Genomic DNA, 14600 nt, shown 5'->3' with positions numbered 1-14600 from the left:
TAAGTTACACATGGCGTAAAAGTGTTTAACTTTTTTTAATCAAGTCAAATGCAATTTATTTCCAATCATTGACTGAAATAAAAATTCTTTTTCGGTTTGTTAGTAATTGGGAATTCTACTATGGTTTTCTGGTTCTGCTATTTGAGTTTGGTTTATCCGCTTTCTTTGCAGGAATTTTGAAATTTTGAAATGGGAGTTAGAGTTTTTAAAAGTGAATATTTTATTTTAAGATATCTTATCTCTTTGTTGGCAGATACTGCCAAATATCCATTAAACGAACACGGCTCCAAGTCTGGAACGGAAGTTGTAAAGGCTTGGTGAAACTTTTGGTTAAAAACCAAAGTCTCTCCTTTTTTTAAAAAATCAAATTCATAGTAGTCTGGTTTCCAAGTTTTTGGATCAAACTTTTGTTTGGTGGGTAAGAGATAGAATTCACCTTTGTAATCTTTGTCCTTTATCGTTTGGTTTGTGAAATAGAAGGTTATATTTTCATAAATATCGTTGGTTGCTAGATTGGAAAGAAGGGCAGGCAACATTTGGGAATCAGAACCATAATTGGGAACGGACGGAACGGTGATTGGATAATGATTCTGATTTTGTATGGAAACCTCGGGCAAAGGAAGAACAAAAATTTCCGAAAGAAACTTGGTGTTCATTTTTCTTGTGTCTTGCGTATGAAGCAGTAAACATAGTATAGTCAGAAGACCGAGTCCTATATGGAATTTTTTCGGAACCAAGTTCCAAAGATTTTGAAACCCTACGGCCAAACACCAAGCATATAAAAATACAACACTAAGACTCCATCTGGGATACACACGCTCCCAGGAATAGATGGGTAAGTGTTCTAGGATGGTAGCGGGTGAATAGGGGGAAGTATTTCCTGCCATAAGCCATAAAACGAGTGTTAGAAGGAATAAAACGGAAACCATTTTTCTTTTTGTAAAGAATACCAAGGGTGAAAGAAATAATGGTAACTGGCCTAGGTAGTTTCCGTACTCCCAATGCCGGTATTGCATTTGGGAAAGAGATTGGGCAAGGAATGGATGTTGGGAAGAGCCAAAAAAAATAGGATAGTAGTCTTTCCAATCCAAAGTGTAATTGTCCGGAGCAAAATACCTACCTACCGAATGAACAAATAAAAAAGTAGGAATCCATTTGAGGGCCAGAATGCCTAATACAAGGATTGAGAGTTTTGCCAATCGGTAGGTAACCTCTCTGGGTTTATCAGAAAGATAGAATTCGCGGATCACTAAAAAGAAAATAAGGAATGTTGTTTGCGAAAGAGGGTAAATACTTCCTTCAGATAACAAAATATAGGTGATGGCAACAATTGAAATCGCAACCACCCAATTCTGTTTTTTTGTAAAACTAAGAATGTAAAATACAAGTGCGGGCAAAAAAAGACCTGGGATTTGGTTTAGGTGACCGGCATAGAATTTTTGAAATACAAATCCCGAAAATTGAAATACCAAAACAAATAGGAACGAAACCAAAACATTTGATTTTGTATAAAGACGAAAGGAATGGAAATTGAGAAATCCTGAAAAGATAAAGTAAAATAGAAAACTAATTTTGAGTGCGGTGAGTGTAGGAAAAAAAAGAACAAGTAAGTGGGTGAAACTTCCAACTTTACTAGTTGGGTTTTCCCAAACAGGAAATCCGGCTCCATAATAGGGATTCCATAATGGGAAGATAGTTCCAAATTCCAAGAAAGACTTTCTTAAAAATTCAACATGAAAACTATACATATCCCAATCGAAACGGCCATAGAGGTTGTCCGATTCGAATAGGACTTTTGTATTCCAAAGATAGAATGTGAAAAAAAATAGAAGTAAGGCAAAAGGCCTAATGCGCTTCATCCCAGTTACCGCCAAACTTCCCTTGGGCGACAATGGGAACTTTTAATTTCATTGCAGATTCCATTTCTTCTTTGGCCATTTGGTAGAATTCTTTTTTTTCTTTAGGATCTACTTCAAAAACAAGTTCATCATGGACTTGAAGGATGAGTTTCGAACGGAATGATTCTTTTTTGATTTTTTTTTGGATTTGAATCATTGCAAGTTTGATCATATCCGCAGAAGTTCCTTGGATGGGAGAGTTGATTGCCACACGTTTTGCGGCTTCACTGGCCATTTTATGTTTGGAATGGATATCGGGAAGGTACCGCCTACGACCGAGTAACGTTTCTACATACCCGTGTTCTTTGCAGAACTCAACGATTTCTTCCATGTAGGTTCCCACACCTGTGTAAGTAGCAAAATACTTTTCGATGAATTCTTTTGCTTCTTTACGACTAATCCTTAGGTTATTGGAAAGTCCAAAGGAAGTGACCCCATAAATCACGGAAAAGTTAACCACCTTGGCTTTATTTCGCATATCAGGTGTTACCTGGTCTTCAGGGATTCCAAAAAGGCCGGCTGCTGTTCGTTTGTGGATATCAGCGCCCGATTTGTAAGCGTCCATCATCTGCGAGTCATTGGCAAAGTGGGCCATAATTCGGAGTTCAATTTGGCTATAGTCCAAAGAAAGGATCTCAAATCCTTTTTTGGCAATGAATCCTTTTCTAAGTAACCTTCCTTCTTCATCTTTGATGGGGATGTTTTGTAAGTTGGGGTTCGTGGAAGAGAGTCGTCCTGTAGCTGCAATGGTTTGGTTGTAACTTGTATGGATACGACCCGTTTTCGGATTGATGAGTGTAGGTAAAGTGTCCGTATAAGTGGATTTGAGTTTGGAAAACTTTCTGATCTCTAACAAATGATCAATGATGGGGTGTGTACCTTGGAGAGATTCCAAAACAGAATGGTCTGTGGAGTATCCCGTTTTTGTTTTTTTGTCAGAGGGGAGTCTCAAGTCTTCGAATAAAACAGTTTGTAGTTCTTTCGTTGAGTTGATGTTAAATGGTCTTCCCGCAAAAAAATGAATATTTTTTTCCTGTTCTTTGATTTTTGCCTCAAAGATTTTGGAAAGCGATTCGAAATACCCAGGTTCGACAGCGATTCCCTCAAATTCCATATCTGCGAGTGTGAGTAACACTGGCATTTCAATCTCAAAAAAAAGTTTTTTATGAATTCCTTCCTCCATTTTGGGAGAAAGGACATTATGAAGTTGTAAGGTAATGTCTGCATCTTCGCAGGCATATTCTGAAACTTTTTCGGGATCAATGTCGTATAAGTTTTGTTTTTTCTTTCCTGTACCAACTAACTCTTCGTAAGTGATAGTTTTGTAATCCAAATAATCGACGGCCATATCGTCCATATTATGGCGGCGTTCTCCTGGATTCAAAAGATAAGAGGCGAGCATGGTATCAAAATAAATGCCGGCAAGTTCTACGCCATAATTGCGAAATACTAACAAATCATATTTAATGTTCTGTCCAATTTTTTTCCACATAGGATCGGTTAACATCGGTTTTAGAACGGCAAGTCCCTCTTCTGGGGAAGGAAGAAGGTGGCTGTAGATGGACTCAGGGTGTGAGAAGGCAATATAATAACCAATACCAGGTTCCTGAGAAAAGGAAACTCCTAACAACTCAGCTAACATTGGGTCTGCGGACGTAGTTTCTGAATCCACAGAGATGGGTTTTTTAGGATCTAGTTTTGTGACTATTTTTTTAAGATCCTCTAAAGTTTGGATCCGTTTGTAACTTTTTTTAGCTACCGCAGAGCCTTTGTTTGGTTTGGCTTCGGTTTCCGAAGCCGTTGTATCTTCTGTAGATTTTTTTCCCTTTTTACCTGATGTTGGTTCGGAGGTTACTTCTTTACTATCCCCATCGCTTGTGATAGGGATTCCTGCTTGTTTGGCAAGGTCGCGGTGGAGGACATTGTATCCTTCGTCTTTGAAGTATTGCACCTTTGCCGGTTCATGATAGTTGGGTACTTTTAAATCAGATTTTTTAATATCTAGTTTGAGGTTTGTGACAATGGTGGCGAGTTTTCTAGATAAAAACGCATTTTCTTTGTCTGCAGCTAACTTATCGATTAGGGATTTGTTTTTGACTTGGTCTAGTTTTTTATAAATGGTTTCTAGGTTTCCAAATTCTTGGATGAGTTTGGCCGCACCTTTTTCTCCCACACCTTTGACACCGGGAATGTTGTCGGAAGCATCACCGAGAAGCGCCATATAATCAGTGACTTGTTCTTTGGTGATTCCAATATTTTTTTCTACCCACTCTGGGTCAATTTTTTCAAATTCGGATACACCACGTTTCCCACGTAACATGTGTATGTTTTTGTCGAGAACTTGGTATAAGTCTTTATCACTGGAAAGGATGACGATCTCTTCAAAATCTTTTGCAAATTTTTTACATAAGGATCCAATGATATCATCGGCTTCAATTCCATCCAATTTGTACATAGGGAATTCTAAAGCCTTTAACATTTCGTAGATTTTGTGGATCTGGGGTTTTAGATCCTCGGGCATTGGTTTTCTATGGGCTTTGTAATCCTCGTATAGATCATTTCTTTCGAGTCTTGTACCAGGATCGAATGTGAATGCGATATGAGAGACTTTTTCATCTTGCAGGAGTTTGAATAACATCCTCCAAAATCCAAAGATGGCGCCACTGGGAAGCCCGGTTTTGGAGTTGGTTAGGTTGGAAGCGGCAAAAGCAAAATAAGCTCGGAAAGCCAAGGCATGGCCATCAATGATCAGTAGTCTTCCACTCATGTTCCTTCTCCGTACAAAGTATCTCCTAAAAAGGAATAATAAATTAGTTTTGTTTTTTCAACTGTTTTGGTGACAGAAAATCGTTTTACGGAAGTTTTATTAAATGTTCCAAACTTGGTTCTTAATTCTTCGGAACCCACAAGTTTATCTAATCCGAATGCAATGTTCTCAGCATCTCCCACCGAACAAACGTAAGCTCCTTCGTTGTGGTCTAACATTTCTCCAATCCCGCCACCATTTGTGGCAACAATAGGAAGTCCAGATGCCATAGCATCTAAAACAGATGTGCCAAGTCCTTCTTCTTTGGATGTGAGCGTGAATATATTAAATAAAGAAAGTAGGGCAGGGATATCTTTGCGATATCCGGTAAAAATCACTTTATCGGTGATACCCAATTGTTCGGCTTGGTTTTTTAGTTTGTTTTCAAGTTTTCCATCACCTACGATCATTAGGCGAAAGTCAGCACTAGTTTTCATCTTTGCGATGGCATTAAGCAATGTTTCTTGGTCTTTGTGATCCACAAGAGCTGCCACATTTCCAATCACTATACATTTTTTGGGGATTTGAAATTCTTCTCTTAAGTATTCATGAGGGACGGATTTTGAGAATCTTTTTAAATCTATTCCAGAATACACTGTGATGATTCTTTCTGGAGCAATTTTACTTTCCATCATCACTTCTTTGATCTTCTGTGAAACGGGCAAATAATAATCGTTAGCTGAATGTTGGTATTTCCATCTTGAGAAAAAACTAGTTTTTGGTTTGAAGTCCACTCTTCGGGATACGATCAGAGGAATGTTTAAGTGGTTTCTTTTGGCAAGAAGAGCCAATGTATGCGCATGGGCTGTATGAGTGTGGATTAGTTTTATATTTTTAGAAATACAGAGAGATCGAATATTCTTATATGCCGTTCTATCCCATTCTCCACGCATTTCGATGGGGACAAATTCATATCCATTTTCTTTGCATTTGCTTTCTAAAGGAGAACCTGGTTGGCCTACAACGATTTGCGGGATTTTGAAAGTGCTCAGCCCTTGGACTAAATAATAAAGCTGTTGTTCTCCACCGCGCCATTCGCGGGAAGTATTGATATGAAGGATCAAATTATAAGTGTTTGGAACGGTCGTATTCGAGAGCGATGATGGAGCCCATAACTTTGAACCCCGCCGGAGCTTCGTCTACCATTCCTTCTCCGTGAAACATTACTTTAACGGAGTCCATCATGGCATTGATAATTTTCAATCCTTTTCCCATGTTCTTATGTTTTTGGCCTGAACCATTATAAGGAAGGGTATCCGGTTTTTTACTTTGGTGGTTTTTGATGTGGTCGAGGAAGGTACTAAAACATTGTGATTGGTTTGATCTAAGCAGTTCTTTATCTGTGTCGGGAAGGGAACCTTCTTCTGAAAGTCCTGACCCATAATCTAAAATATAAAGAGTGAATTTTGAGGAATCGATCCGCCAACGACAGATGATGGTTTCGTCACAGTGACAGGAAACGTTGGCACTCACTGCGTTGGTGAGAGCTTCGTCAGCAGCGAGTTCAATGTGCATGATATTGTCGGCGCTAAACCCATTGTCTTCCAGAGTGCGTTTGAGTTCGGTTCGGAAATGTCTGACAGAGGACATATCGGGAGGTAGGAACATCGCATACGATCCTACGGAGGGGCATAACAAATAAGGTAAAACTTCAGATGGTGCTGTCAATGGCCGCCTTTTCCCCCCGCTTCTGTTTATATTACACGAAAGAGAGGGAGAAAAAAAGTCAAAAATCCTTTAAATCGGAACAGTAGGGGAAAAAATTTCCTAAACTGTGATTCCCAAGGCCAAAGCGAGCTGTTCCATCCGTTTGACAAGCTTCTCTTGCCCGAGAAGACTAAAAAGAATCGGAAGTTCTAACCCATGGGATTTCCCCGTAGTTATGGCTCGGATTGGCATAAAGAGGGTCCTTCCTTTTTCGCCAGTGGCCTCTCCCGCTTTTGCCATCGCTTCTTTGTATTCATCTGGAGTCACCAAAGCATGGGCTTTGACATATTGGTAAAAAGCGGAGACAACTGCCTTTCCATTTCCTTCTAAAACCAATTGTTTGGCTTCTTCGTTTTCAAATTGGAGATTTTCTAAGAAGAATTCTTCAATGTAGGGTGGGGCTTGGATGAGGCGATCCAAATACACACGAACAGAATCTAAGATCGAAAGGAGTTGTGGATTGGTTCCTGATTTGTAGGTTTCTGGGATTTGGCAATCTTTGAGAAATGGTTCGAGTTCTTTTCCTAAAGTTTCAATGTTTACATCGCGAATGTATTTATTCGACATCCAATTGAGTTTTGATTTAGGATTTAAATACTCCGCAAGTCCAAGAAGAGATAACTTGTTGAAATCAACGGTTTCCTTTTCTTCTTCTTTCAGTTTTTTAAATACATCAAAAGTAGCAGGAGATTTGGAGCAACGTTCCACATCAAAGACGGAACAAAGTTCTTCGTCACTCATGTATTCTTTCCCATCGGGAGAAGTCCATCCAAGTAATGCCATATAATTACGCATGGTATCACTTGAATAACCGAGATCACGGAATGCAAGAACCGATGTAGCTCCCGCACGTTTGGAAAGTTTTTTTCCATCGGTTCCTACAATTTCACTGGCATGAGCAAAACGTGGGAGTGGGAATCCAAAAGCTTCAAAGATTAAAATTTGGCGCGGTGTGTTAGAAAGATGTCCTACTCCCCGAATCACATGAGTGATTTTCATGAGTGCATCATCGATCACCACAGCATAGTTATATGAAGGAAATCCATCAGACTTCACAATGATAAAGTCGCCAATGAGTTTGGATTCAAACTTTACCTTTCCTTGGATCATATCATCTACGATCACAATTTTATGAGGAGTTTTGAACCTTACCGTGAAAGGGATTTTGTTATCGATTTGGGATTGGATTTCTGTTTCTGTTAGATCAGAACATTTCCCATCATAGATATAGGGTATTCCCATCGCATCGGCTTGTTTTTTTTTGCCGTCTAGTTCCTCTGCGGAACAAAAACAACGATAGGCCTTCTTTTCTGAAATGAGTTTGTCTGTGTATTCTTTATAGATATGAATTCTTTCTGATTGAGTGTATGGGCCGTTCGGGCCACCCACTCCAGGACCTTCATCCCATTCCATTCCGAGCCACTTCAAAGATTCTAAAATGATTTTGAAAGAGGCCTCGGTGGACCGGTCTTGGTCTGTATCTTCGATACGAAGTAAAAACTTTCCTTTTTTGGCTTTTGCATATAAATAATTAAATAGGGCGGTTCTTGCTCCTCCTACATGGAGAAATCCTGATGGGGATGGTGCAAAACGAGTACGAACTTCTGTCATTTCATTTCCTCTTTGAGTAAAAAATCTCCGATCCGTTTGTAACCAAAAGGTTCTTTTGTTTTGGAAGTGAGTCCATTGGTATAAGGCGGAACAAAGAATAACTGTGTATTATTATCTTTATAGACGAGTTTAAAAAATAGTTTATCGGATTCTGTTTCGTTCCATTCATAACGAAGTTGTAAATAGTCGTAATGACTCGAAACATGTTCCGATTTGATTGTGCTGTTTTCTTGTTTAGTAAAAACAGTAGAAGAGGAAAAAAATTCCATACTTCCCAAACTATGGGACCAACGGTTATCACCACCAAGTTCGGAACGGATTCCTTCTTCGATGAGTTGTCCCGTGTCACCACCTAATTCAAAGATGTCGAACTCTTCAATTTGAGTTTTGTTTTCTATTGTAATGGTTTTGTTTTCCAATAGTGGACTGAGAGTATTTCCCTTTGTTTCGGAAGAATAAGATTCGGTATAAACAAAGAGAATTCGTTTTTCGGATTCTTCCTTTTTGAATTTTCCAACCTTTTTATTCCAAATGATCTTATAAGATTCAAAAGGTTCGTTACCAAATTCTTGTTTTACTTTTGATAAAAAATTACTGTCGTAAGCAAGGAAACTGAGCTCAATTTTCTCTGCATATCCCGTGGATTTACCAGGTTCCCATTCGATGAATCGGAAGTGAGAAGACCCTTCTTTGAAAAAGGATGAGTTCATTTTCCGAGGAGATTTAATATATAAAACAGATGCGGGAATTTCTGAAATTGGATCTCGTATGATGAGTGATTTCAGGTTCTGGCAGTTGGATCCAGAAAAAAAAATCAAGATACAAAAAAGCCAATAGAATCGGGAGTATTCTTGAGTTTCTGGGGACATAGATCAGTGTGTATCGCCAGTCTAAAAAGGGAAAACCGCTTGACAAGTCAATTCACCCCATCCCTGTGTCATTTGGAACCATGAAGAACGAAGAACAGTATCCTAAACGCCCCTTTGAAGACCAAGTGAATGATGACCAAAGGAAATACTCTCGCTATGTATGCGATTCGAGAGCCATTCCGCAAGAAATTGATGGTCTAAAACCTGTTCAACGAAGGATTCTTTGGGCGATGTGGAACTCGGATGCCAGAAACCGTCACACCAAAACTGTAAAAGTTGCCGGCCTTGCCATGGGATACCATCCGCATGGAGATCGTTCCATCCAAGATGCTCTTTCTCAAATGGCACAAGACTTTGCTTTTGCGAATAACTATCCTTTAGTACATGGAGAAGGAACCTTCGGTGACGTTTTAGATCCGAATGCGATCGCTTCTCCTCGGTATACAGAAGTAAAACTTTCTGACTTTGCAAAGGATTTAGGATTTTTCGAAAGCCTACCAGACATTGATTATGTAAAAAACTACGATGAAACAGAAGACGAACCCATTCATTTTGTGGGAAAAGTTCCAGTAGTTCTCTTAAATAATATCCAAGGGATTGCAACGGGGTTCCGTTGTTTCATTCCAGCTCACAAACTGAGTGATGTAATTGATTCCCAAGTAACCTATTTAAAAACAGGAAAACCAAAAAAAGTCACTCCATGGTACAAAGGGTACGGTGGGGAAGTGAAGTTGTCCAAAAACGACAACGGAAACACTGTAATGTCAACTACCTTTGGGTTTAAAAAAGATGATGGTAAGTTGTTTCTTGTCGACTCACCTATGAACTGGAACCGCGAAAAAGTTGTTAACTACCTGGATGATCTGATTGAAAGAAAAGACAACTGGCTAAAAGACTATGTGGATCACTCTAGCCAAACCTTCAAAATAGAACTCATTGCCAAAAAAGGTGAAGAACCTTCCGAAAAAGAAATCAAAGAACTTTTTACTAAAGAAAATAATGAAGTGCTTACTATCAACGTAATCACTCACGAAGGAAAACTTCGTAACTTTGTTCCCGAAGAAATCATCAAAAGGTTTTGTGATTTTAGAAAAACTCATCTCATTCGCCGTTTCAAAAGATTGGCGGGACTAGAAAAAGAAAAGATCGATCGTAACTCAGAACTCATTCGATTCATTAAAGAAAGATGGAACGAAAAAGTAACAGGGATTAAATCCAAGAAAGAATTTGAAGATAAATTGAAAGCAGCCAAGTTCGTATACTTCGAATGGTTGTCTTCTATCCCCGTGTATCGAATGACTTTGGAAGAAGTACGTAAATGTGAAGATGCCATTGTAGAAGCAAAAACAAAATACACCGAATATACAACTCTGCAAAAAGACGATAAAAAACTCACCGGTTTTATGACTGATGAACTTGATGAACTGAAGAAGAAATGGGATCCGAAATAAGTATTATGGCTCAAAAAACTGAAAAAACCGCAGGAAATTCGCGAAATTTTAAGAAATTATCGAATGTAGAACACGTTCGGATGCGTACGGGAATGTGGCTTGGACAAAACTCTTTGTCCACATTTGAACAACATTTTTTTACCAAAGATAGTGCCGGTACATACGATATTGTCCATGAAGAACTTTCAGACATCCCTGCCAAACTCAAATGTTTGGACGAGGCTTGTATGAACTGTGTGGATGAATACAGAAAGAACTTAAACGATAAAGCCATTCCTGAAAAAGACAAAATGAATAAACTCATCATTCAGTTGTCTACAGATCGCAAACGAGTCACTATCCAAGACAACGGCCGCGGGATTCCCGCAGACAATGCAGAAGGTGTGTATCTTCATTTGATGTATGGAGAAAACTTTGATGATAAAGTCAAAGAAGACCATGTTGCGGGACAAAATGGTGTGGGGATCTCTCTTGTGCGTATGGTGTCTTCTTTCTTTCGTGTAAAAACCATCAATGGTGGCAAAGCTTACAAAAAAATGTTTAGCATCCACGATGATGTAAAAAAAACCATTCGTGGTTTGAAACTTTCGAAGGAAGATACAGAACGTGTTCATTTGTATTATGATGAACATGGAACTTTTGCAGATTGTCCACTTTTATCAGCAGACCAGATCAAACAACTAAAAGCTCCCTGTGACAAAACAGGTATGACTGCCGTTGTAGAAACTGCTAAAAAAGAAGACCACGGAACCACAGTTGAGTTTGAATTAAATCCTGCTTATTTTAACAACCTAGACACTTCTTTTAACATCAATTTGGTGAAACAATACTTGCAAGACATTGCGATGTCCAACCCAGGTTTGGAAGTAGTATTCATCCACAAAACTGGTAAAGAAAAGTATAAATTCAAAAAGGGTTTTGATGAGATTTTTAGTAACTCAGAAATGGTTTACTATAAATTGGATTATGCGGATAAAACTTCCGCTTCCCAAATCCACATGGACACTTATGTAGTTGTGGGCCAAAACAAAACCCTCACTTGGGTAAACTCGATTTTTTGTCCACAAGGTGGATCGGCGATTGAGTATTTGGAAAATAGACTTTGTGATGAGATTCGTAAAAAATCTCAAATTGTCAGTTTGGAAAAGAAACTCAATACACAATGTACACGAAACGATGTAAGAAGTTGTTTCCACATGTATGTAAACCTTCGTATCCTCAATCCCCGTTTTAAATCCCAAGATAAGTCCTATCTCATCAATGATTTGAACGATGATATCCGAAAGTCGGTCGACAAACATTTGGACAAACTTTTAAAGAAAACTGGCCTTATCGAAGAAATTAAGATGGTGATGGAGCGCAGAACCCAGCTAAAACAGCTCGAGGACGCGCAGAAAGGCCTCCGCAAAGCTTCCAGGAACAATATCCCTAAGCTAATGCCTCCGACGGGCAAACCAAACGATCCAGGCCGAATTCTATTTGTGGCGGAAGGGGACTCAGCGATTGCGGGTTTACGTCCAGCGAGAAACCCAAAATTACATGGCCTTTTCCCTTTACGTGGAAAACCACTCAACTGTAAGGGAATGTCACTTGCAAAGGCTCTCCAAAACGAAGAGATGAAAAACATCGTTGCTATCGTTGGCCTTCCTCTCGACCAAAAAGTGAAGTCCATTGATGAATTGCATTACGATCGTATCAGCATCATCACCGATGCGGATTTTGATGGTTATGCGATCCGTTCTCTTATGTTGTCTTTTTTCTATGAGTATTGGCCAGAACTTTTTGATCTAGGTTTTATCAATATCTCTGCCGCACCACTTTACGAAGTGGATGTGAAGTGGAAGGATGCCAAAAAAGAAACTGTGTTTTGTATCGATGACTCCGACTACGATAAGTTAGTGGTTCGGGTCAACAAACAAGGAGCAGAGATCACTCGTAAAAAACGAAATAAGGGACTTGGAGAAACTGGTAAGGAAGCCATGAAGTATGCGGTGGATCATTGTATGACGACCATTACAGTGGGAAACAAAAAGACTGCCAAAAACACCCAAGACCTTTGGTTCCACAAAGACTATGCAGAAAAACGCCGCGAAGCAATTTCTGAATACTCAATGAGTGTCATCCAAGACTAAATTCTTTGTAAGTTGGTCGGCTTCGGTGTTAGATGCCGAAAGCCATTGACTCTTTTTTTTGTAGCGATCACTCCTCATTCCATAGGTTTGAGGAGTTCTTTGTTTTATGGGCTTGCGGTAGATTTGGGATTCTATTTTTTAAGGGGAATGAAACCTAGATCTCCCAAAAAAACTAAGTCTTCAATTAAGTCCAAAACTAAGGAAAAGGAAGATTCCCTTCTTCCCTTCCAACCATTGCCTTTATTTTTCCCCCACCCTCGTTTCTTGAATCGCAAATCAAAATCCTTTTTCCTTTTTTTAAACATTCTTATTTTACTTCAATGTTCTTCCCTACAAGAAAAACCGAAAGAGGTTTATTACAACAATTCTGTCACCACTGAGGCCGTGGTTCAAACCAAAATAGAGGAATTACAAAACTCTGGAATCGAATCTTTGTCGTATATGTATTTGTTAGGTGATGGCAAGGTCCAGTCAGGTATACTTGGTGGGAAGAGGAGGGACTCTATCCAAAGGTTTAAAATTGGGAGTATCACAAAACTATTTACTGGGATTGCTCTATTGCAGTTACAAGAAAAAGGCAAACTGAAGTTAGATGATCCCGTTTCGAAGTTCCTACCAGAAATCAAAGAGATGCAAAAAACAAAGCCAGACCTTAGAGAAATCACGATCAGAGACATCCTTACTCACCAATCGGGACTTCCCTCCGACTTAGCTTCTGGTTTTTTTCTTTCTCCCGAGACAAGTGATGCGGATATTCTAGAATCCTTTCGCTCCCTTCCCAAAAAATTGGGTGGGATGGAAAGAAAGGAACCGAACAAAACCCATTCTTATTCTAATTTTGGTTTTGGTCTTTTGGGAACAGTTATCGAACGTACGTCAGGTATGAGAATCGAAACCTATTTCCAAAAAGAAATTTTTGCGAGAGCAGGAATGAAACATTCCACCTTACTCGAGTTTCATGAAGGATCAGAACTGGTTCAGGGATACCAGGGAATTTTTTGGAAAACGAAAACCAGCCGTCCACTCATTCGGGATCTAACGGCAGGATCTCTTTCCACTACAGGCGAAGATATGGGACTCTTTATGAAATCTTTTTTCTTAAGTAAAAAAGGCGAAGGGTTACTATCAAGAGAAAGTTTTGCAGAATTCCACCGCACCCAAAAAGGTCCGACTTCTAATTTCCAAATGAAACTAGGTCTTCCTGTTTTACTTCAAGAAATGGTGGGTGATGGAAAAACGGTTTGGCTCTCTGGGCATTCGGGTTCCTTACCACCTTACTTTGCCGATTTAGTATATGATCCAGAAACGGAAACAGCTAGTTTTCTTGCAGGCAATACTTTGGGTTTGGCAACGGCGGCCATTAAGCCAACTAACAAAGAAATATTGGATATCATTTATGAATACAAAACGGGATCTGCAATGGAATTCCCTCCTCTTTCAGAACGAAAAAAACAAAACGGGTTAGATGGTTTTGAGGGACTTTACGTTTCTCCTTTTGGGATTCACGAGGTAAAACCAGGCAATCCACCAAAAATAGAAATGATGGGTTTTGATTTTGATTTAGTTGAAAGAGATAACCGATTTGGAACCAACTTACGTTTGTTTTTTGGTCTACTTCCCATAAAAGATAAAACATTAGATTCTCTACGTGTAGAATTTGAGACATGGGAGGGAGAAAGGATTTTTACTTTATATTCGACTGAGGCTCCCAAGGGAAGTTGGGGATTTGGTTTGTTTTTCCAACCGGACCATAAGTTACCGGACCTATCCTACTTCACCACCTACCATACCAAGGATCCATACTCTCTTATCCCCCGTGTGGAATTAATAAAAGACAAACGTGGTTTTCCTGTCACTATCGTCACTTACTCGCTAGGTGGTATGGAAAATACCGTCACCTTACCATGTACAATGGAATCCTCAACGACCTTACGTATTTTAGGCTATGGTCGGAATTTAGGAGAGAAAATCGAACTAAAAACAGTGGATGGGAAACCGAGGTTAGTTTATTCGGGGATTGAGTTTTTGGGAGATTAGTAGGTAAGTAAAAAAAAAGCGGAGAATCTTCTCCGCTTTTTTCTGCCACCAACCAAGGTTTGATTCTTGGTTAGGTGGTCATAACAAAC

9 protein-coding genes are annotated in these 14600 nt (G+C 39.3%); 3 read left to right on the top strand and 6 right to left on the bottom strand.

Annotated elements, in window-relative coordinates:
• Positions 1 to 152: 152 nt before the first annotated feature.
• The 6 genes from LEP1GSC195_RS11085 to LEP1GSC195_RS11060 form a co-directional block, all read right to left on the bottom strand.
• Positions 153 to 1859, bottom strand: coding sequence for a membrane protein (locus LEP1GSC195_RS11085; protein WP_015680904.1), 1707 nt, complete (start codon positions 1857 to 1859; stop codon positions 153 to 155).
• The gene (polA, locus tag LEP1GSC195_RS11080; protein WP_015682584.1) at positions 1846 to 4665 is read right to left on the bottom strand and encodes a DNA polymerase I; all 2820 of its coding nucleotides are present in this window, start codon (positions 4663 to 4665) and stop codon (positions 1846 to 1848) included. The genes LEP1GSC195_RS11085 and polA overlap by 14 nt, the downstream gene beginning before the upstream one ends.
• A complete protein-coding gene (locus LEP1GSC195_RS11075) occupies positions 4662 to 5768 on the bottom strand; it encodes a glycosyltransferase (RefSeq protein WP_015681307.1) in 1107 nt (368 codons plus the stop codon). Before LEP1GSC195_RS11075 ends, polA begins: the two co-directional genes overlap by 4 nt.
• Position 5769: 1 nt before the next feature.
• Positions 5770 to 6312: an ATP-binding protein gene (locus tag LEP1GSC195_RS11070; protein WP_015680909.1), complete on the bottom strand. Its 543-nt coding sequence runs from the start codon at positions 6310 to 6312 to the stop codon at positions 5770 to 5772.
• Positions 6313 to 6471: 159 nt separating this feature from the next.
• On the bottom strand, positions 6472 to 8022 hold the full coding sequence (gene gltX, locus LEP1GSC195_RS11065) for a glutamate--tRNA ligase (protein ID WP_015680661.1): 1551 nt from the start codon (positions 8020 to 8022) through the stop codon (positions 6472 to 6474).
• Positions 8019 to 8732, bottom strand: a complete 714-nt coding sequence (locus tag LEP1GSC195_RS11060) for a hypothetical protein (RefSeq protein WP_015681688.1) — start codon at positions 8730 to 8732, stop codon at positions 8019 to 8021. Before LEP1GSC195_RS11060 ends, gltX begins: the two co-directional genes overlap by 4 nt.
• Before the next feature lie 239 nt (positions 8733 to 8971).
• On the opposite strand from LEP1GSC195_RS11060, the gene LEP1GSC195_RS11055 reads away from it, so the two are divergent.
• The 3 genes from LEP1GSC195_RS11055 (at position 8972) to LEP1GSC195_RS11045 (ending at position 14511) form a co-directional block, all read left to right on the top strand.
• On the top strand, positions 8972 to 10342 hold the full coding sequence (locus tag LEP1GSC195_RS11055; protein ID WP_040506657.1) for a DNA gyrase subunit A: 1371 nt from the start codon (positions 8972 to 8974) through the stop codon (positions 10340 to 10342).
• A 5-nt stretch (positions 10343 to 10347) separates the two neighbouring features.
• Positions 10348 to 12474, top strand: a complete 2127-nt coding sequence (locus LEP1GSC195_RS11050; RefSeq protein WP_015682734.1) for a toprim domain-containing protein — start codon at positions 10348 to 10350, stop codon at positions 12472 to 12474.
• Between the two features lie 147 nt (positions 12475 to 12621).
• Positions 12622 to 14511 (top strand): serine hydrolase domain-containing protein, encoded by a 1890-nt coding sequence (locus LEP1GSC195_RS11045; RefSeq protein ID WP_040507095.1) that lies wholly within the window; start codon positions 12622 to 12624, stop codon positions 14509 to 14511.
• Positions 14512 to 14600 lie beyond the last annotated feature (89 nt).

The organism is Leptospira wolbachii serovar Codice str. CDC, from assembly GCF_000332515.2.
Taxonomy (GTDB): domain Bacteria; phylum Spirochaetota; class Leptospiria; order Leptospirales; family Leptospiraceae; genus Leptospira_A; species Leptospira_A wolbachii.
The sequence above is the reverse complement of the archived record's forward strand: the minus strand, read 5'-3'. Positions and strand labels throughout refer to the sequence as shown.